The 18203-nt window shown below is 71.6% G+C and carries 16 protein-coding genes and 1 pseudogene; 7 read left to right on the top strand and 10 right to left on the bottom strand.

Annotation, left to right across the window (positions count from 1 at the left end):
* Positions 1-140 precede the first annotated feature (140 nt).
* Entirely contained in the window at positions 141-641 is a 501-nt protein-coding gene (tpx, locus tag ACIA8R_RS21720; protein WP_357694957.1) for a thiol peroxidase, read from the top strand.
* Between the two features lie 33 nt (positions 642-674).
* On the opposite strand, the gene ACIA8R_RS21725 is transcribed toward tpx, so the two are convergent.
* Both ACIA8R_RS21725 and ACIA8R_RS21730 read right to left on the bottom strand, forming a co-directional pair.
* Complete coding sequence (locus tag ACIA8R_RS21725; protein ID WP_397040013.1) at positions 675-1574, bottom strand: TIGR03619 family F420-dependent LLM class oxidoreductase; 900 nt, start codon at positions 1572-1574, stop codon at positions 675-677.
* Positions 1575-1583: 9 nt separating this feature from the next.
* The gene (locus ACIA8R_RS21730) at positions 1584-2390 is read right to left on the bottom strand and encodes an SAM-dependent methyltransferase (protein WP_357694961.1); all 807 of its coding nucleotides are present in this window, start codon (positions 2388-2390) and stop codon (positions 1584-1586) included.
* A 142-nt stretch (positions 2391-2532) separates the two neighbouring features.
* Between ACIA8R_RS21730 and ACIA8R_RS21735 the strand changes: the two genes are divergently transcribed.
* On the top strand, positions 2533-3258 hold the full coding sequence (locus ACIA8R_RS21735; protein WP_397040015.1) for a helical backbone metal receptor: 726 nt from the start codon (positions 2533-2535) through the stop codon (positions 3256-3258).
* Here the strand turns inward: ACIA8R_RS21735 and ACIA8R_RS21740 are convergent, their stop codons facing one another.
* From ACIA8R_RS21740 to ACIA8R_RS21755, 4 genes are read right to left on the bottom strand one after another with little or no spacing between them, the layout of a single operon-like run.
* The gene (locus ACIA8R_RS21740) at positions 3259-4407 is read right to left on the bottom strand and encodes an ROK family transcriptional regulator (protein ID WP_364089168.1); all 1149 of its coding nucleotides are present in this window, start codon (positions 4405-4407) and stop codon (positions 3259-3261) included.
* 2 nt (positions 4408-4409) lie between these two features.
* A complete protein-coding gene (locus ACIA8R_RS21745; protein WP_364089165.1) occupies positions 4410-5255 on the bottom strand; it encodes a carbohydrate ABC transporter permease in 846 nt (281 codons plus the stop codon).
* Complete coding sequence (locus ACIA8R_RS21750) at positions 5242-6156, bottom strand: carbohydrate ABC transporter permease (protein WP_397040017.1); 915 nt, start codon at positions 6154-6156, stop codon at positions 5242-5244. Before ACIA8R_RS21750 ends, ACIA8R_RS21745 begins: the two co-directional genes overlap by 14 nt.
* On the bottom strand, positions 6153-7523 hold the full coding sequence (locus ACIA8R_RS21755) for an ABC transporter substrate-binding protein (protein ID WP_397040019.1): 1371 nt from the start codon (positions 7521-7523) through the stop codon (positions 6153-6155). Before ACIA8R_RS21755 ends, ACIA8R_RS21750 begins: the two co-directional genes overlap by 4 nt.
* Positions 7524-7873: 350 nt before the next feature.
* On the opposite strand from ACIA8R_RS21755, the gene ACIA8R_RS21760 reads away from it, so the two are divergent.
* The 3 genes and pseudogenes from ACIA8R_RS21760 to ACIA8R_RS21770 all read left to right on the top strand — a co-directional run.
* Positions 7874-8905, top strand: a complete 1032-nt coding sequence (locus ACIA8R_RS21760; protein ID WP_397040021.1) for a zinc-binding alcohol dehydrogenase — start codon at positions 7874-7876, stop codon at positions 8903-8905.
* Entirely contained in the window at positions 8902-9690 is a 789-nt protein-coding gene (locus ACIA8R_RS21765) for a sugar phosphate isomerase/epimerase family protein (RefSeq protein ID WP_357694975.1), read from the top strand. The genes ACIA8R_RS21760 and ACIA8R_RS21765 overlap by 4 nt, the downstream gene beginning before the upstream one ends.
* Positions 9621-10865: pseudogene (locus tag ACIA8R_RS21770) on the top strand (MGH1-like glycoside hydrolase domain-containing protein); the annotation flags it as partial. The gene ACIA8R_RS21765 and the pseudogene ACIA8R_RS21770, both read left to right, overlap by 70 nt.
* 9 nt (positions 10866-10874) lie before the next feature.
* Here the strand turns inward: ACIA8R_RS21770 and ACIA8R_RS21775 are convergent.
* Together ACIA8R_RS21775 and ACIA8R_RS21780 are read right to left on the bottom strand one after the other, a co-directional pair.
* Positions 10875-11981, bottom strand: a complete 1107-nt coding sequence (locus tag ACIA8R_RS21775; RefSeq protein WP_397040023.1) for a zinc-binding dehydrogenase — start codon at positions 11979-11981, stop codon at positions 10875-10877.
* A gap of 4 nt (positions 11982-11985) precedes the next feature.
* On the bottom strand, positions 11986-13068 hold the full coding sequence (locus ACIA8R_RS21780) for a Gfo/Idh/MocA family oxidoreductase (protein WP_357694979.1): 1083 nt from the start codon (positions 13066-13068) through the stop codon (positions 11986-11988).
* Here ACIA8R_RS21780 and ACIA8R_RS21785 point away from each other — a divergent pair.
* Positions 13035-14009: a glucosyl-3-phosphoglycerate synthase gene (locus ACIA8R_RS21785; RefSeq protein WP_397040025.1), complete on the top strand. Its 975-nt coding sequence runs from the start codon at positions 13035-13037 to the stop codon at positions 14007-14009. The two genes, ACIA8R_RS21780 and ACIA8R_RS21785, sit on opposite strands and share 34 nt — an antisense overlap.
* Positions 14006-15127, top strand: coding sequence for a glycosyltransferase (locus ACIA8R_RS21790; RefSeq protein WP_357694983.1), 1122 nt, complete (start codon positions 14006-14008; stop codon positions 15125-15127). The genes ACIA8R_RS21785 and ACIA8R_RS21790 overlap by 4 nt, the downstream gene beginning before the upstream one ends.
* On the opposite strand, the gene ACIA8R_RS21795 is transcribed toward ACIA8R_RS21790, so the two are convergent.
* Positions 15116-17452 (bottom strand): FtsX-like permease family protein, encoded by a 2337-nt coding sequence (locus ACIA8R_RS21795; protein WP_397040027.1) that lies wholly within the window; start codon positions 17450-17452, stop codon positions 15116-15118. The two genes, ACIA8R_RS21790 and ACIA8R_RS21795, sit on opposite strands and share 12 nt — an antisense overlap.
* The gene (locus ACIA8R_RS21800) at positions 17449-18183 is read right to left on the bottom strand and encodes an ABC transporter ATP-binding protein (RefSeq protein ID WP_357694985.1); all 735 of its coding nucleotides are present in this window, start codon (positions 18181-18183) and stop codon (positions 17449-17451) included. Before ACIA8R_RS21800 ends, ACIA8R_RS21795 begins: the two co-directional genes overlap by 4 nt.
* Between the last annotated feature and the right edge of the window lie 20 nt (positions 18184-18203).

Raw genomic sequence — 18203 nt, forward strand, 5'->3', positions numbered from 1 at the left:
CGCGCGGCCGGTACCGGTGATGCGCGGGCCCGGTACCGGCGTGACGTCGAGCGGTGCGTGGCGCCGGGGCCGGGCTGCCTGGCGGGGGAGATCGCGCCGCTAGGATCGCGGTCGGGGAACATCGCTATCAGGAGGCTTTCATGTCCGACGTCACTTTCAAGGGCAACCCGATCACCGTGGGCGGCGCCTTCCCGAAGCCCGGCGACGCCGCGCCCGCCTTCACGCTGGTCGGCACCGACCTGTCCGACCGCACGCTGGCCGACTTCGCCGGCAAGACCAAGGTGCTCAACATCTTCCCGAGCGTCGACACCGGCGTCTGCGCGGCCTCGGTGCGCCGCTTCAACCAGGTCGCGTCCGAGCACCCCGACGCGGTCGTGCTCTGCGTCTCGGCCGACCTGCCCTTCGCCCAGAACCGGTTCTGCGGCGCCGAGGGCCTCGACAAGGTGACCATGCTGTCGCTCATGCGCGGGCGTGAGTTCCTCACCGACTACGGCGTGGCCCAGGAGTCCGGCCCGCTGGCCGGCCTGGCCGCGCGCGCGGTCGTCGTGCTCGACGCCGACGACAACGTGGTCTACTCCGAGCTGGTGCCCGAGATCACCCAGGAGCCCGACTACGAGGGCGCGCTCTCCGCGCTCAAGTAGCCGACGCTCAGGCAGCCGGCTGTGGCCCCGGGTTCAGGCGGCGCGAAGGCGCTCGCCGAACTCGGCGGCCAGCTCCAGCAGGTGGTCGACGTCGGCGGCGGTGTGCTGGAGGTCCAGGATGACCTCGTGGACCCCGGCCTCCGCCGCCTGCGACAGGTACGCCGCGATCTCGGCGACCGTGCCGCTCCTCGGCGGGGTGCCGTCGGCGGTGACGACCGGGTTCGAGCGCAGGATCATGCGCAGGGCGTCTGGATCGCGTCCGGCCTGCTCGGCGCTCTGCCTGACCGTCTTCCACATCGCGAGGAGCGCGGGGATCGGCAGCGCGGCCGTCAGCCAGCCGTCGCCCCTGCGCCCGATCCTGGCCAGCGCCTCCGGGGCGAACCCGGCCAGCAGCAGCGGCGGGCGGCGGGCCGGCTTGGGGTCGATGTGGCTGGGCGCGATCGTCCACAGCTCGTGCTCGAACGTCACGGGGTCCTCGCCCCAGATCGCCTCCAGGGCGTCGAGGGTGGCCTCGTAGCGTTCGGCCCGGCCTTTCCAGGGCACGCCCACGGCGGCGTACTCGTCGGAGGACCAGCCGAGGCCGAGACCCGCCGCCAGGCGTCCGCCGCTCAGGTGGTCGATCGTGGTGAGCGAGCGGGCCAGCACCGGCGGGGGATACCAGCAGGCGTTGAGCGCGCTGGTCCCCAGCCGCACGGACGACGTCACGGACGCGGCCACGGCCAGCACCGCGAACGGGTCGAGGAACACCCGATGGGCCTCGGGCACGCTGCCGTCGCCGCCGGGGTAGCGGTCCTTGGGGCGCAGCGGCGTCAGCAGCCGGTCGCCCGCCCACAGGGCGGCGAACCCCATCGCCTCTGCCTCGCGGGCCACCCGGGTCACGGCGGGCAGCGCGGCGAACCTGCCGTACTGCGGGACGGCGAGGCCGAGGTCCATGAGCGCGTCCTAGACCTTCCTGGCGACGCCGCACACGATGAGCGACGACTCCGGACGGTCCATGAAGTCGATCGTGTCTGTCTGGTCGGGATGCCACTCGGGCAGCCACACCAGGCCGGGCTCCAGCAGCTCGAAACCCTCGAACAGCTCCCTGATCCGGGCCCGGCTGCGCAGCGCCAGCCGCGCGGTGGCGTTGCGGTAGACCTCGGTGCCCGTGCTGACCGCGTCGGGACGGGCGTCGCTGGTGCCGTGGGACATGACCAGGTAACTACCCGGGGCCATGACCTCACGCAACGTCTTCAGGATCCCCTCGGGATCGTCGGACTCCTCGATGAAGTGCATGATCGCCACCAGCAGCACGGCGACCGGCCGGCTGAAGTCGATGGCCCGCAGCACCTCGGGGTCGCGCAGGATGTCGCCCGGATTGCGCAGGTCGCCCTCGACCACCGTGGTGTCGTCGCCGTGGCCGGTGAGCAGCGCCCTGGCGTGCACCAGCACCACGGGGTCGCGGTCGACGTAGACGACGCGGGAGCCCGGCGCGATCTTGGCGGCCACCTCGTGCACGTTCCCCTGGGTCGGCAGCCCCGTGCCGATGTCGAGGAACTGCCTGATCCCGGCCTCGGCGAGGTGGCGTACGGCGCGGCCGAGGAAGGCGCGGTTGGCCCGCGCCGCCGCCCGTACCTCGGGCGCCACCGTGAGGATCCGCTCGGCCGCCTCCCGGTCGACCGGGAAGTGATCCTTGCCGCCGAGGTAGTAGTCGTAGAGCCGTGCCACGTTCGGCGTGTTCGGATCGAAATCCGATGCCTCGTGCTCCAACCGTCGAGCCCCCGATCACAGAGTTTTAACGATCTTTACCGGGATTCTACGGATCTATACCGACATAAGAGTGGTGCTACGCATATTTCAGGAAAACGCAACCTAAGGTGGTGCCGTGGTCCACGATGACACAGGGGTGCCTGTGAAGGTACCCCGCGACGTCCGGCGGATCGTGTCGCTGGTGCCGTCGCTGACCGAGTCCGTGGCGGCGACCGTCCCGGAGGCGCTGGTCGGGGCGACGGACTGGTGCACGCACCCGGCCGGCCTGGACGTGGCCAGGGTCAGGGGCACCAAGAACCCCGATCTCGACGCCGTGCTCCGCCTGCGACCGGACGTCGTCCTGGCCAACGTCGAGGAGAACCGCGCGCCCGACGTCGAGGCCCTGCGCGAGGCGGGCGTCGCGGTCTGGGTGACCAGGATCGAGACGCTGGAGCAGGCGTTCGCCTCGCTGGAGCGCATGTTCGCGCACGCCTGCCGTACGGACCGCCCGGCCTGGCTGGAAACCGCCCGCGAGGCGTGGGGCGCCCCCGCGCCCGGCACGCGCCGCACCGCGATCGTCCCGATCTGGCGCCGCCCCTGGATGGTCGTGGGCCGCGACACCTTCACCGGGGACGTGCTGCGGCACCTCGGCGTGGACAACCTGTACGCCGGCCACGCCGACCGCTACCCCAAGATCCCGCTGCCCGAGCTGACCGGCAACCGCCCCGACCTGGTCGTACTGCCCGACGAGCCCTACGCCTTCAGCGCGGACGACGGCCCCGAGGCGTTCCCCGGCCTGCCCTGCGCGCTGGTCAGCGGCCGCCTGCTGACCTGGTACGGCCCCTCGCTCACCGAGGCCGCCACCGCCCTGCCCGCAGCCCTCGCCTGATCACCCGACGGCGGCGGCCAGTGCGCCGTCCACGGCCGCGGGCGAGAGCACGTGCTCCATGACGATCACCGCCATGCCGGTGATCCCGGCCCGGTCGCCGAGCCGGCTGGGGACGATCTCCAGGTTGCGCGTCGTGTACGGCAGGCTTCGCCGGTAGACGACCTCCCTGATCCCGGTCAGGTAGTGCTCCCGCGTCTGCGCCATGTCCCCGGCCAGCACCAGCACGCCGGGGTTGAGCAGGCTGACCGCGGTGGCCAGCACCACGCCCAGCGTGCGGCCCGCCTCCTGGGTGCGCGCGATGGCCGCCGGGTCGCCGGCCTGCACCAGGCGCACGACGTCGCGGCTGGTCTCCTGGCCGAGGTCGGCCGCGAGGGCGTGCCCGCTGGCCAGGGAGGCCACGCAGCCGCGGGAGCCGCAGGTGCACACCCGGTCGTCGGTCTCCCGGATGCGGACGTGCCCGATGTTCCCGGCGGCCTCCTCGACGCCACGGTAGATCTGCCCGTCGAGGACGATGCCGGTGCCGATGCCGGTTGACACCTTGACCAGGATCAGCGAGTCCGTCTCCCGCCAGGACGACCACCACTCGCCGAGCGCCATCGCGTTGGCGTCGTTCTCCACCAGGATGGGCACGTCGTACGTGCGTCCGATCGCCTCCCTGATCGGATGGTCGTCCCAGCCCGGCATCAGGAACGACCTGATCATCCGCCCGCTGGTGTGGTCGACCGAGCCGGGCAGGTCGAGCCCGATGCCGCACACCTCGCTCGCCGGCCGTCCGGCCCGGTCCAGCATGCGCTGGAACGCCTCGCGCACCCACGTCAGCACGGCCTCGGGCCCGCGGTCGATGCGCATCTCGGCGCGTTCCTCGGCCAACGGCCGGGCGGCGAGGTCGGTGAGGGCGACCCTGGCGTGGGTGGCGCCCAGGTCGGCCACGAGCACCAGCCGACGGGCGGCGTCGACGTCGAGCACGGAGGGCGGCCGGCCACCGCCGGAGGCGCCGACGCCGGACTCGTGCAGGTAGCCGGCGGCGATGAGCCGGTCGACCCGGTCGGTGATGGTCGACCGGGACAGGCCGGTGAACTCGATCAGCTCTTTGCGGGTACGGCAGGAGCCATCGCGGACGAGCTGGAGGACCTGCCCTGCCGTCAGCATGTCTATCCCTTCTCCGCGCCGGCCGTGAGGCCCTCCGTCAGCAGGCGTTCACTGGCGAAGAACACGATCACGATGGGCAGCGTCAGCACCACGGATCCTGCCATCAGCACCGTCGTGGGGATCTCTATGCTCCCCGCCAGCTGCGAGAGCCCCAGGGAGACCGTCCAGCTCTCCCGCCGCTCCACGAGGAACAGCAGGGCGAACAGGAACTCGTTCCACGCGATCATGAACGCGTAGAGTCCGGTCGCCATGAGCGCGGGCTTGGACAGGGGCAGCACCACCCGCCAGATGGTCGACAGCCGCGAGCAGCCGTCGATCGCGGCCGCCTCCTCCACGCTCCGTGGCACGGTCTCGAAGTAGTTGCGCAGCATGTATACCGTGACGGGCACGGTCTGCGCGATATAAACCAGGATCAGTCCGGCGAGAGATCCTCTGAGCCCCAGCATGGTGAACAGCACGAACAAGGGGATGGCCAGGACGATCGCCGGGAACAGGTAGACCGCCAGGAACAGGAAGTGCACCTGCCGCCGGCCGAAGAAGCGCAGCCGCGCGACGGCGTAGGCGCCCGGGATCGAGATCAGCAGCGTCGCGGCCACCGAGCCGGCCGCGACGACCGCGCTGTTCCTGATGAAGGTGAGGAACCCCTGCGTGGTGAGCACGTTCACGTACGTGTCCAGGGTGAGACGCCGCGGCCACACCGACCCCGGCTCCAGGATGAGCTCCTGGATGTCGCGCACGGACAACGTCACCATGTAGAGGAACGGCAGCGCGGTGACCGCGAGGAGGAACACGATCACCACGGGCCTGAGCACCGCGAACAGCCCACGCTCGAACCTATCCCTGCTCACGATCGCCTCCCGAGAAGAAGCGCAGGTAGACGGTCAGGAAGACGACGAGGAAGACGGCCAGCACGATCGCCTGCGCGGCCGAGGCGCCGATGTCGTCGCGGGCGGTCAGGAAGTTGTAGACGCGCACGCTGACCACCTCGGTCCCGGCGCCGCCGCCGGTCAGCAGGTAGACGTCGTCGAACTTGGTGAAGGTGAACACGAACCGCAGCACCGCCAGGAGCGCCACGATGCGCCAGAGCTGCGGCATGATCACGTACCGGAAGCGCTGGGTGGGGGTGGCGCCGTCCACGACCGCGGCCTCCTCCAGGTCGGCGGGCAGCGCCTGCAACCGGGCCAGGATGAACAGGAACGCGAACGGGAAGTACCGCCACGCCTCGAACGCGATCACCGTGAGCAGCGCGACCGGCACCTTCAGGCCCAGGAAGTCGCCCTGGGCCTGGGTGAGGAAGGCGATCGGCTCCTTCAGCCAGGTGTTCACGATGCCGTACTGGGGGTTCAGCATGGTCTCCCACAGGAAGGCCACGGCCACGACCGGCGCCACGTACGGGATCAGGATCGAGGCCCTGACCAGGGTGCGGCCCCGGAACCTGTCGCGCAGGGCGAGCGCGGTCACCAGGCCGGCCGCGATCGACAGCGCCGTGCCGGCCACCGTGTAGATCAGGGTGTTGACCAGCGACGTCCAGAAACCCGGCTCGGAGATCACGTACGTGAAGTTCTGCAGCGTGTAGTGCCCGAAGACGCCGGCCCGGCGGATGTTGATCAGCCGGACGTCCTGGAAGGCCAGCATGATCGCCCACAGCAGCGGCAGCACCACCACGACCAGCGTGATGACCAGCGTGGGGGAGATCAACGCCAGGCCGGCCCGCCCTTCCCGCTGCCGCAGGGTCCGGGGTGCGCTCATTGCCGGATCCCGCGCTTGATGGTCTCCACGTCCTTCCTGGCCTGGGCGGCGGCGGCCTGCGGGGTCAGCGAGCCGTCGGCCACCTGGCTCAGTGCCTTGGGCACGGGCAGTTCGCCCATCGTGGCGCCGACGAGCTTGCCCTGGCCCTGCGGGATGCCCCAGCGGGCGAAGGTGTCCGGGCTCCTGCGCAGCGCGTCGAGCACGTCGGCCGGGTAGACCTCCGACAGCGGCTTCTTGGAGTCCACGCCCGCGGGCAGCTTGTTCCACTTGTCCGCGAAGCCCTCGCGGGTGGGGAACTTGCCCTCGGGGGCCATCCCGATCCAGCGCTCGTAGCCCTCGTCCATCATGTAGGCGACGAACGTGGCGGCCGGGTCGGTGGCGGCGCCGCGGACGACCGCCCACGAGACGATCTCGCCGTACTGGGCGGGGGCGCTTCCGTCGGGGCCCTTCAGCGCCGTGACCACGCCGGTGTTCTTCGCCAGCCACTCGGGGTCGCCGCGGCACTCGGCGCAGCTCGGCAGCGCGTCCTTACGCAGCCCCGCCAGCTCGTCGAGGATGAACGACGACCAGATCATCATGGCCGCCTTCCCGGAGAAGTACGTGGCCCTGGTGGAGTCGACGTCCTGTTTGCCCTTGACTGAGTAGGTTTTCGCCAGTTTCGCGTAGAACTCGAAGGCTTTCACACACTGTGGGCTGTCTAGCGCAACATTTCCGGAATTGTCGACTAGCTGGCAGCCGTTCGCCAGCGCCACGTGCTCGAAGCTCTGCGCGGTGAAGGAGTCCTTGGGCGCGATCGCCAGCGTGATGCCCGCCACCCCACCCGCGTTCAGCTTCGCCGCCGCCGCCTCCAGCGCCTCGTACGTGTCCGGCGGCGCCAGCCCGGCCTTGCCGAACAGGTCCTTGCGGTAGAGCAGGAGCTGCGCCCACCCGTCGCTGGGCACGGCCAGCAGCCTGCCGCCGGAGGAGTCCAGTTCGAGCGCGCGCGGCGAGAAGGAGTCCTTGCCGAGCCGATCGACGATCCGCCCCGGCGTCTCGGTGTCCAGCAGGTCGTTGGCCTCCAGCTCGCGGACGGAGGCGAGGGGCAGCGCGCCGATCACGTCCGGGAGGTCGTCCGCGGCGGCGGCGGCCGTCACGGTCTGGCTGAACTGGTCCTCCCCGACGCCGACCAGCTTGACCTTGATCCCGGTCTTCCTGGTGAACTCGGCGACGATCTGGTTCTGCACGGCCATCCGGTCGCCGAGGTTCTCCTCGGTCCAGACGGTGATCTGGTTCGGGCCGGACCGCTGCTCGCCGCCGTCGCCGCACGCCGCGAGGGAGGCCGAGGCCAGCAGGGCGACGGAGAGGACGGCGGTGACCTTCTTCGGCATGGCACGCTCCTCCAGTTGGGGGGATTTCGTAAAAGATTGGTCGGCATCGCGGCAAATCTTCCCCAGAACCGATCGCGGACACCCGTCGCGAAACGATCGGGTCTGATGTCATTTCGGTCATCCGGATGCTGCCCGGCCAAGCACTTCTGGCACTTCCGGACCAGGTGGACAGGCGGGGCGGGATATGTCGATAAGATCTCTTTCCAGAACGCGCCCTGCCGGAAACCCGGATTCCATCGGCCGCGATCGACGGAAGTCGTAGACTTACGCGTGTTTCGAGCGCAACTATGGTGTGCAAACAAACACTAAATCTCTGACTTTTGTTTGATCAAAAAGCGTAAGTGTGGGGTATGCGCGTCATCACCTTCCAAGAGCCAGGCCGTGTCAGCGTCAGCCTGGAGTCGCCCGCCGAACTCGTCCCGGGCTCCGTCCGGGTGCGGACCCTGTATTCCGGGGTTTCCGCGGGCACCGAGCTGACCGCGTATCGCGGCACCAATCCCTACCTCACCCGTAAGTGGGACACCGAGCGCCGGATCTTCCTCGAAGGCCAGACGCACGCCTACCCCCTGTCCGGCTGGGGCTACCAGGAGGTGGGCGAGGTGGTGGAGGCGGCCCCCGACGTCGCCGAGCCGCCCGTCGGCAGCCTCGTGTGGGGCATCTGGGGCCACCGCGCCGAGGCGGTCGTCCCCGCCGAGAAGCTGGCCGGCCACATCCTGCCGCCGGGGGCCGACCCCGTCGCGGGCGTGTTCGCCCGGGTCGGGGCCATCGCGCTCAACGCCGTCCACGCCGCCGACGTGCACCTTGGCGACCAGGTCGTGATCTTCGGCCAGGGCGTCATCGGCCTGCTCGCCACCCGCATGGCGGTGCTCAGCGGCGCCCGGGTGGTCGCCGCCGACGCCATCCCCGACCGGCTCGAACTCGCCAGAAAGTTCGGCGCCGCCGAGACGTTCGACGTGCGGTCCGGCTCGGTGGCCGAGTTCCTGCGCAAGCGCATCGAGGGCGCCGACACCGCGATCGAGCTGAGCGGCAACCACCTGGGCCTCCAGGAGGCCATCAGGAGCGTGCGCAAGGGCGGCCGGGTCGTGGCGGCCGGCTTCTACCAGGGCGACGGCATCGGGCTGCGGCTGGGCGAGGAGTTCCACCACAACCAGGTGCAGCTCGTCTCCTCCCAGATCGGCGGCGTCGCCTCCTGGCTGGCCCACCGCTGGGACGTCGAACGCCTCCAGCGCACGTTCATGGAGCTCGTGCACCGGGGCGAGGTCGAGGTCGCCGACCTCGTCACCCATCGCGTGCCGGTCGAGCAGGCGGCCGAGGCGTTCGACCTGATCGACAAGCACCAGTCCGAGGTGCTCCAGCTCGTCTTCACCTTCGAGGAGTCATGATGAAGCTCGCCGCCCAGGAGCAGCTTCTGCCCGGCCGGAGCCTGCAGGAGAAGTTCGCGTTCGCGGTGGAGGCCGGGTTCGACGCCATCGAGCTGAGGGGCAAGGGCGACTTCCACTTCGCCGGCCGCCTGACCGAGCTCAAGCGGGCGCTGGCCGACGGCGTCGTCATGCCCACGGTGTGCGTCGAGATGCCGCACTTCATCGGCGACTTCGACCCCGCCAAGCGCAAGGACGCCATCCAGCAGCTCAGGTCGCAGCTCACGGTGATCGCCGAGCTGGGCGGCATCGGCGTCATGACCCCGGCTTCCTGGGGCCAGTTCTCGCTCAGGCTGCCGCCGTTCGAGCCGCCGCGCACCGCCGAGGAGGACCGCGAGGTGCTCGCCGAGGCGCTCGGCATCCTCGGCGAGCACGCCCAGCGCAACGGCGTGCTGATCATGCTCGAACCCCTCAACCGGTACGAGAACCACATGGTCAACACCCTGGCCGACGCGGTGTCGTACTGCTCGATGGACTCGATCAGGATCGTCGGCGACACCTACCACATGAACATCGAGGAGGACGACCCCTGCCAGGCCCTGGCGGAGGCGGCGCCGTACCTCGCGCACATGCAGATCAGCGAGTCCAACAGGAACCAGCCCGGCACCGGCCACCTCGACTGGGGCGCGCAGCTCGCCACGCTCGACGCCGTCGGCTTCGACGGCTACCTCGCCCTCGAATGCCGGTTGCGGGGCGAGCCCGAGATCGTGCTCCCGCAGACGGCGGCCTTCATCAGGAAATACCTGTGATCCTCCGCGACGCCGTACGCGTGCTGGTCGCCAACTGGGACGGCAGCTACACGGTTCCCTCCCGTCGCCTGTACCCCCACCAGTGGAGCTGGGACTCCGCCTTCATCGCGATCGGCAACGCCCGCTGGTCGCCGCGGCGGGCCAGGGCGGAGCTGCTCTCGCTGTTCGGCGCCCAGTGGCGCGACGGCCGGGTGCCGCACATCGTGTTCAACCCCGTCGTGCCCGAGGGCGCCTACTTCCCCGGCCCGCAGTTCTGGGGCGCCCGCGCGCCGTCCGGCTCGGCGACCTCCGGCATCGTGCAGCCGCCCGTGCACGCGCTGGCGGCCTGGAAGGTGCACCAGGCCGAGCCCGACCCGGCGTTCCTGGCCAGGATCTATCCCAAGCTCGTCGCCCAGCAGGAGTTCCTGCGCGCCTCGCGGCGCTCGCCCGAGGGGCTGATCTCGATCGTCCACCCGTGGGAGTCGGGCATGGACAACAGCCCGGCCTGGGACCTCCCGCTGCGCGCGGTCGAGCCGGGCGTGACGGGCTTCGTCCGCAGAGACCTCAACACCGTCAGCGCCGACGAACGCCCCACCGACCGCGACTACGAGCGGTACGTCGCGCTCGCGAGCGCCTACCGTGACAGCGGCTACCAGCGGGCCGGCTCGTTCGAGATCGAGGACCCGCTGTTCAACACCGCGTACGGCGTGGCCGAGTCGGCGCTCGCCGAGATCGCCGAGGTGTGCGGCCAGGACCCCGAGCCCCACCGGCGCGAGGCCGCCGCCGTCACCGCCGCCATGGTCGACCACCTCTACCAGGACGGCCACTTCCGCCCCCGCGACCTGCGCACGGGCCGCCTGATCCGCTCGGGCAGCGCCGCCGGCCTGGTGCCGCTCATGCTGCCCGGGCTGCCGCCGGAGATCGCCGAGGCGCTGATCGGCACGGCCGTCGACAAGTTCTCGCTCAAGGACGGCGTGCTGCCCAGCCACGCCCCGGCCACGGCCGAGTTCGACCCGGCGCGCTACTGGCGCGGGCCGAGCTGGATCAACCTGACCTGGCTCGTCTGGCAGGGGCTCAGGGACCGCCGCCCCGACCTGGCCGACCTGCTCGCCGAGGGCATGATCCACGCCGTCGCCCACTCCGGCTTCCGCGAGTACTTCAACCCGTTCACGCTGCGCGGTCACGGGTGCGGGGACTTCAGCTGGTCAGCCGCCCTCATCCTCGACGTCGTCGCTGAGCACGGCCTGGACGGTCTGCCGCCGTCGGGCCGCGAGATCGGCCAGAAGTTCGGGGGCCTCCCCGAAGCCGACGACGTCGGTGACCACGTGCTCGCGTAGCAGCCTCCCGCGCTCCCTGAGCAGGCCGATCGTCTCGTACGAGAGGCGTTCGCGGTCCCAGGAGTGCGCGAGGCCGCGCGGCACCCGGCCGATCTGGGCGCAGCGCAGCGTCAGCCCGTTGTGGTGGAACTCCTCGCCGAGCCGCACCTCGTCGGCGCCCTGGGTGTAGAACGCCAGGTCGATCAGCGTGCCCTGCGGGCGCAGCAGCCTGAGCCCCAGGGCCAGCGCCCTCGGCTGACCGCGGCACTGGAAGACCAGGTCCGCGCCGCGGTCGTTGGGGGCGTGCCGCCAGCGGCGCTTCAGCGTCACCGCGGGGTCGTCGTCGGCGGTGGCCAGGACCTGCGCGCCGATCGCCTCGGCGACCGCGAGCCTGGCCGGGGTCTCGTCCACGACCACGACCTCGGCGGCCCCGCAGGACAGGGCGAAGGACGCGGTCAGCAGGCCCACCACGCCCGCGCCGACCACCGCGACGCGCCGCCCGCGCACGCCGTCGCCCAGGTGCTGGACGGCCGGGCCGTGCAGGTCGGCGGCCGCGTGCAGGAGGCCGTTGGCGCAGATCGGGCCCATGTGGGCGACGTAGATGCCGAGCAGCGGGTCGAGGTCGCCGGGCAGCACGACGAACCGGTCGGTCATCGGGTCGGCCGCGTACGCGGTGCGGTGTCCGTACGCCATGGCGACCAGCGCGCCTTCGTCCACGGCCCGCGTACGGGTCTCGACCACCTGGCCCACCTGCATGTAGCCGATGCCGCGCACGGGATACCCCACCGACGGCGTGCCGGGCAGGAACAGGCCGAGCGCCGGGTCCCAGGTCGAGCTGAGGTAGGGGTTGGCGCCCTTGACGTAGGTCAGCTCGGTGCCCGCCGAGACACCGCTGTGCGTGGTGGCGACCATGAACCCGCCGTCGGCCAGGCCTGGCAGCTCCTCCTCCACCATCCGCACCTCACCGGGCGCCTCGATACTGAGAATGGTGTTCACAGGCTCACTCATCGAGCATCACCGGCCGGCGTTCGGCGGCGGAGCGGGTGAGGGCGAGGGCCAGGCGGTGGGTTCGCAGGGCTTCGGCGTACGGCGCGCGCACGTCGGCGTCCTTCCCTCGCACCGCGTCGATGAACGCGCGGTCCACGAGGGTCTTGGCGTGCCCGGCGTCCTCGATCGACTCCTCGCCGTCCACGAGCAGCCGGGTCTCGCTGACCTCCAGGGCGATGCCGTCGGCGCACACCTCCAGCCCCACCCGGTGCTTGCGGGGCAGCAGGCAGGAGGTGGCCAGCAGGCCGGTGGCGCCGTCCGTGAAGCTCATGACGGCCGACGTGGCCCGGTCGATCTCGCCCTCCACCCGGTTCCCGGCCGGTACGGCGTGCACCATCGACACCTCGCCCACCAGCAGCCGGGCCAGGTCCAGGACGTGGACCGCCTGCTCCAGGATCTGGCCGCCCGACAGCCCGGCGTTCAGCCACCAGCCGACCGGGGGCACCTTGTCCAGCCAGTGCCCGAGCGCGAGCCGTACGGGCCGGCCGTCGAGCAGTTCCCTGGCCCTGTCGACGACGTCGAGGTAGCGCCAGTGGTGGCCGACGGCGGACGGGAGCCCTCTCCGTTCGATTTCGGCTGCGATGTTTTCTGCGGTTTTGAGATCCATGGAAAGGGGTTTTTCCACGAAAATCGGGAGATTGCAGGATAGGGCGTCGAACTCCGGTTTACCGTGCGCGAAAGGAGGCACACAGACGTAAACAGCGTCGAGACCGCCGGCCTCCAGCAGGCCGGCATGGTCGCCGTAGGCGGGGGAGCCGTACGCGGAGGCCAACGCCTCAGCCTTGTGGAGATCGGTGTCGGCCACCCCGGCGATCGTCACATCGGGGAAGCCGGCCAGGACATCTGCGTGGCGAGCGGCGACATTTCCGGCACCAATGATGCCGACACGGGTAATTGGGGACACAACCCGACATATGCCACGTCTAGGGGTTAACAAACAAAGATGTTCAGAGGCGCATAGATCGGGCAGGGGTCGTGGCCCTATGAGATGGGGCTGACTGCATGGATACAGATGTGCGAGCCTTGGCCAGGGCACAGGAGTGGTATGGCCCGCATTCCAGCACGGCGTCCGAATGGCCGGTGGACGCCTTAATCGCGGCCAAGGGCAACACGACGGTGAGCGTCGTCCTACCGGCGCGCGACGAAGAGCGCACAGTCGGGGACATCGTCACCGTCATCAGGCGTGAGCTGATGGAGGAGTCGCCACTCGTCGACGAGATCCTCGTCGTCGACTCCAACTCCACCGACGCGACGGCGGAACGGGCCCGCGCGGCGGGCGCGCGGGTCGTGGCGCAGAACGAGGTGCTGCCCCACCTGCCGCGCATGACGGGCAAGGGGGAGGCGCTGTGGAAGGGCCTGGCCGCCTCCCACGGCGACATCGTCGCGTTCGTCGACTCGGACCTGCTCAACTTCGGCTCGCACTTCGTGTCGGGGCTGGTCGGTCCGCTGCTGGTGAACTCCGACACCCATTTCGTCAAGGCGACGTACGAGCGTCCCTTCACGGGCGAGGACGGCGTGCCGCGGCGCGGCGCGGGCGGACGGGTGACCGAGCTGGTGGCCAGGCCCCTGCTCAACATGTTCTGGCCGGAGCTGGCGGGCTTCGGCCAACCCCTCGGCGGCGAGTACGCCGCCCGGCGCGAAGTGCTCGAACAGGTGCCCTTCGTCACCGAGTACGGCGTGGAGCTCGGCCTCCTCGTCGACCTCCTCCACCTCGTGGGACTGGACGCGATGGCCCAGGTGGACCTGGGCTCCCGCGCGCACGGGCACCAGTCCGTGAACGCGCTCGGCCGGATGGCCGGGCAGATCATGCTCACCGCGTGGTCCCGGCTCGAACGCCAGGGCCGCGTGGTGTCGTCGCAGCCCCCGGGACACACGCTGCTGCAGTTCGGGCTCGACGGGCGGGCCGGTCTGGTGGACGTGGGCGTGGCGGAACGACCGCCGCTCGCCTCCCTCATGCTGGAGGAGGACGTCGCGTGAAGGTGCTGATCAACGCGGGACCGTGGCTGGCGGTCCCGCCTCCCGGCTACGGCGGGATCGAGAACGTCGTCGCGACGCTGGTGCCCGCGCTGCGCGAACGCGGCGTGCACATCGTGCTGGCCTCCGTGGCGTCGAGCACGCTGGAGGCCGACGAGCTGATCGCCGTCTACGACGAGGGCCGGTTCGCCGAGCTGCAGAAGCCGTACAACCAGGTCATGGGGATCGCGCACGCGCACCAGGCGCGGGTGGCGGACGAGCTGCGCGCCCGCGACGACATCGACCTCGTCCACGACCACCTGGAGGTCGTCGGGCCGGCGGTGCTGTCGGCGCTGGGCGGGCCGCCGGTGTTGCACACCCTCCACTGGGACCTGTGCAAACACCCGGCCTTCTACGGCGACTTCCCGGGGTCGATCGCGGTCAACGGGGTGTCGGAGTCGCAGCTGGCCCGCGCCCCCGAGGCGCTGCGCGCGGCCTCGCTCGGCGCCGTCTACCTGGCCACCCCGCTCGCGGACCAGGACGTCCGGGCCGAGCGGGGCGAGCACCTGGTGATCATGGGCCGGATCTGCGGGCTCAAGGGCCAGCACGTGGCCGCCGGGATCTGCCAGAAGCTCGGCCTGCCGCTGGTCGTGGCCGGGCCGGTCTGCGGCCGGGACAGCCAGGCCGAGCTGGACGTCGTCCTCCAGGACCCCCACCACCCGCTGCACGGCCACCCCGACGTGCGCTACCACCTCGACCAGTTGTCCCGCTACCTCGACGGCGACCTGATCAAGTGGGTCGGCGCGGTCGGCGGCCAGGCCAGGGACGAGCTGTACGCCTCGGCCCGCGCCGCGCTCTTCCCCATCCAGTGGGACGAGCCCGGCGGCACGGCCGTCGTCGAGGCCCTGGCGCTCGGGGTGCCGCCGGTGGGCCTGCGCCGCGGCTGCCTCCCCGAGATCATCGACCACGGCCGCACCGGCTTCCTCGCCGACACCGAGGAGGAGCTGGCCGAGTGGGTCCAGCGGGTGGACGAGATCGACCCGGAGGAGTGCCGCCGCGAGGCCCGGCGCCGCTTCTCGCCCGCCGTGATGGCCGACCGCTACCTGGAGCTGTACGGCCGGCTCCTGGGCTCAGACGGCTGACCGCAGCGCGAGCCGGGCCGGCAGAGCGGTGGCGACCAGGGACAGGACGGCCGCCGCCGCGATCACCCCGGCGAAGGCGGGCAGCGGGATGTGCGGCACCGCCGACCCGGTCATGCCCGCGCCGAACGCGGCCAGCGTCACCACGGCCACCGCCGACCCGAGCACCGAGGCGGCCAGCACCGCGCCCAGCGTCTCCAGCCGCAGGGTCCGCAGCACCTGCCGCCGGGTCGTGCCCGTCAGCCGCAGCGCGGTCAGCTCGCCGGACCGGGCCGAGGTCGCCATGGCCAGCGTGTTGACCACGGCGATGGCGGTGAAGGCGATGATCAGGCCCAGGGCCACGAAGGTGACCTGCGGGTTCGCGGTGCTCACCTCGGCCGCCGTGGCCCGGTCGAGCACGCTCGCTCCCGGCAGCGCCGCGGTCAGCGCGGTCCTCGGCACCTGCGGAGCCCGTACGAGCAGCGTGGCGGACGGGTCGTCCACGTGCCCGGCGACCAGTGCGTACGGCAGCGTCACGTCGCCGAAGCCGAGGCCGCGGGAGTAGACGGCGGCGACCGTGAGCGCGGCGGGGGTGCCGTCGCCCAGCGTGAGCTTCAGCGGGTCGCCGGGCCGCAGGCCGAGCAGGTCGGCGGCGGTCCGGCTGATCGCGGCCGAGCCGTCGGCGAAGCCGTCCATGGAACCGGCGACCACCCCCAGGTCGAGGGTGCCGGAGTGGTGGGCGACGGCCTGGGCGGAGAACTTGTCCAGGCCGACCCGCACCGACGTGCGCAGGACCTCGGTCACCGACAGCACGCCGGGCACCGCGCGGGCCGCCTGGCCGGAGGCCCCGGCCACCACGTAGTCGGCGCGGGTGCCGGCGTCGGCCTGCTCCTGGGCGGCGTACCCCATCGTGGTCTGGACGAACAGGATCGTGCACGTCATCGCCACCATCAGGGTCAGCGGCGAGAGCACCGACGCCAGCGCCCCCGACCCGGCGCGCAGGTTGCGCGCGGCCAGGAAGCCGGCCACCCGCGAGATCCGCAGCGGGACCGCCAGCAGCGCCGCCGTCACCCGCGCCACCAGGGGCCCGAGCAGCGTGAACGCCGTCGTCCAGACCAGCGTGGTCAGCAGGGTCACCGGCGTGGCCGCCGCCTCGGTGCGCAGGCCCGACAGGACCAGCGTCAGCACCACGGCCCCGGCCACCGCCACGAGCCCGGCCGCCAGCCGCCACCACGGCAGCCGCGGGCTGCCGAGAGCGGCCTCGCCCAGCGCCTCCACCGGACGGATCCGGGTCAGGCGGCGGGCCGACACCCGGGCCGCGACCCAGGCAGCGCCGACGGTGGCCGCCAGCGCGACCAGCGGCGGGAACGGGCTCACCACCAGGTGCAGGTTCGCCGGCACCGCCCCCAGCGAGACGAACTGCCCGCGCAGCCAGAAGCCCAGCCCGATGCCCGCCGCGGCCCCCAGCGTCCCGGCGGCGGCGCCCACCAGCAGCGCCTCGCCGCCGACCAGCCCGCGCACCTGCTTCGGCGTGGCCGCGATCGCCCGCAGCAGGGCCAGCTCCCGCTGCCGCTGCTGGACGGAGAGCGCGAACGTGCCCATCACGACGAGGATCGCGACCAGCAGCGAGGTGCCGGCCAGCGAGCCGCCCATGCTGATCAGCTTGATCCGGGCCTGCTCGGCGTCGAGGAACTCCAGCCTGCCGCGCTCGTCCCCGGTGTACAGCACGGTGCCCTCCGGAGCCCGGTCGAGGCCGGGGAAGACGCCGGCGGCGCTCACCCTGCCCGGGTGCCCGGCCAGGCGGCGGGCCTGCGCGGTGCTGAAGAACACGGTGTCCTGACTCGGCAGCGCCTGCGCGGTGACCCCGACGACGCGGTATCCGCGCAGCCTGGCGCCCACGTCGAGCCCGGCGCGGGCGTCCACCGCCACCTCGTCGTCGGCCCGCGGTGCGCGGCCCTTGGCGATCGTGAACGGGGTGAGCGCGGCCGACTCCCAGCCGTGCCCGGTGAAGCCGCCGAACGGGAACGTCACCTCGGTGACGACCTTGCGGCCGTCGCGGCGCAGCCCGGCCACGACGGACTCGGGCAGCCAGGCGCGCTCGGCCAGCGCCTTGGCCTTCGTCTTGACGTCACCGTCGCCCTTGACGACGGTCTGGCGGACGAACTGGTCGGCCGCCACGACCGCGGGCGCGCCGGCGTACCGCTCGGGCAGGACGTCGCCGCGCAGACCGGTCTCCAGCAGCATCAGGCACGCGCACACCAGCGCGGCGGCGCACAGCAGGGCGAAGAACGCGCCCGCGAAGGCGGCCACGCGGTGCCGCAGGGTCCTCAGGGCCAGCGAGATCATCATCGCGTCCACGCTCCCAGCCGGGTCATGCGCTCGGCGACCTTCTCGGCGGTCGGCGCGGTCATCGCGTCCACGATCCGGCCGTCGGCCAGGAACAGCACCTGGTCGGCGTAGGAGGCGGCCACCGGGTCGTGGGTCACCATCACCACGGTCTGGCCCATGCCGTCCACCACCTCGCGCAGCAGCCTGAGCACGTCGCGGGCGGTCATCGTGTCCAGAGCGCCCGTGGGCTCGTCGCCGAACACCACCTCCGGCCTGGTGACCAGCGCCCTGGCGATGGCCACCCGCTGCTGCTGGCCGCCGGACAGCTGCGCGGGCCGGTGCCCGGCCCTGCCCTCCAGACCGACCCGGCTCAGGATCTCGGTCAGCCAGGCCCGGTCCACGCGGGCCCCGGCCAGGCGCAGCGGGAGCGTGACGTTCTCGATCACGTCGAGCGCGGGGATCAGGTTGAACGCCTGGAAGACGAAACCGATCCGCTCCCGGCGCAGCTCGGTGAGGCGGGTCTCGTCCATGCCGGCCAGCTCCGTGCCGCCCAGCCTGACCGATCCGGAGGAGGGCACGTCCAGCCCCGCCGCGCAGTGCAGGAACGTACTCTTGCCCGAGCCCGAGGGGCCCATCACCGCCGTGAAGGAGCCGCGCGGGATGCCCACGGACACCTCGCGCAGGGCCGCCACCGCGCCCTGGCCCTTCCCGTACACCTTGCTCACCGCGTCCAACCGCACTACGTCCGTCATGGCTCCAAGCCTGCTGAACT

Origin of the sequence: Nonomuraea sp. NPDC051191, assembly GCF_044455665.1 — a bacterium.
Taxonomy (GTDB): Bacteria; Actinomycetota; Actinomycetes; order Streptosporangiales; family Streptosporangiaceae; genus Nonomuraea.

Coding starts and splice junctions, on each gene's coding strand:
- tpx (WP_357694957.1), top strand. CDS start 141: ATGTCCGACGTCACTTTCAAGGGCAACCCGATCACCGTGGGCGGCGCC.
- ACIA8R_RS21725 (WP_397040013.1), bottom strand. CDS start 1,574: ATGGACCTCGGCCTCGCCGTCCCGCAGTACGGCAGGTTCGCCGCGCTG.
- ACIA8R_RS21740 (WP_364089168.1), bottom strand. CDS start 4,407: ATGCTGACGGCAGGGCAGGTCCTCCAGCTCGTCCGCGATGGCTCCTGC.
- ACIA8R_RS21750 (WP_397040017.1), bottom strand. CDS start 6,156: ATGAGCGCACCCCGGACCCTGCGGCAGCGGGAAGGGCGGGCCGGCCTG.
- ACIA8R_RS21755 (WP_397040019.1), bottom strand. CDS start 7,523: ATGCCGAAGAAGGTCACCGCCGTCCTCTCCGTCGCCCTGCTGGCCTCG.
- ACIA8R_RS21760 (WP_397040021.1), top strand. CDS start 7,874: ATGCGCGTCATCACCTTCCAAGAGCCAGGCCGTGTCAGCGTCAGCCTG.
- ACIA8R_RS21765 (WP_357694975.1), top strand. CDS start 8,902: ATGATGAAGCTCGCCGCCCAGGAGCAGCTTCTGCCCGGCCGGAGCCTG.
- ACIA8R_RS21785 (WP_397040025.1), top strand. CDS start 13,035: ATGGATACAGATGTGCGAGCCTTGGCCAGGGCACAGGAGTGGTATGGC.
- ACIA8R_RS21795 (WP_397040027.1), bottom strand. CDS start 17,452: ATGATGATCTCGCTGGCCCTGAGGACCCTGCGGCACCGCGTGGCCGCC.
- ACIA8R_RS21800 (WP_357694985.1), bottom strand. CDS start 18,183: ATGACGGACGTAGTGCGGTTGGACGCGGTGAGCAAGGTGTACGGGAAG.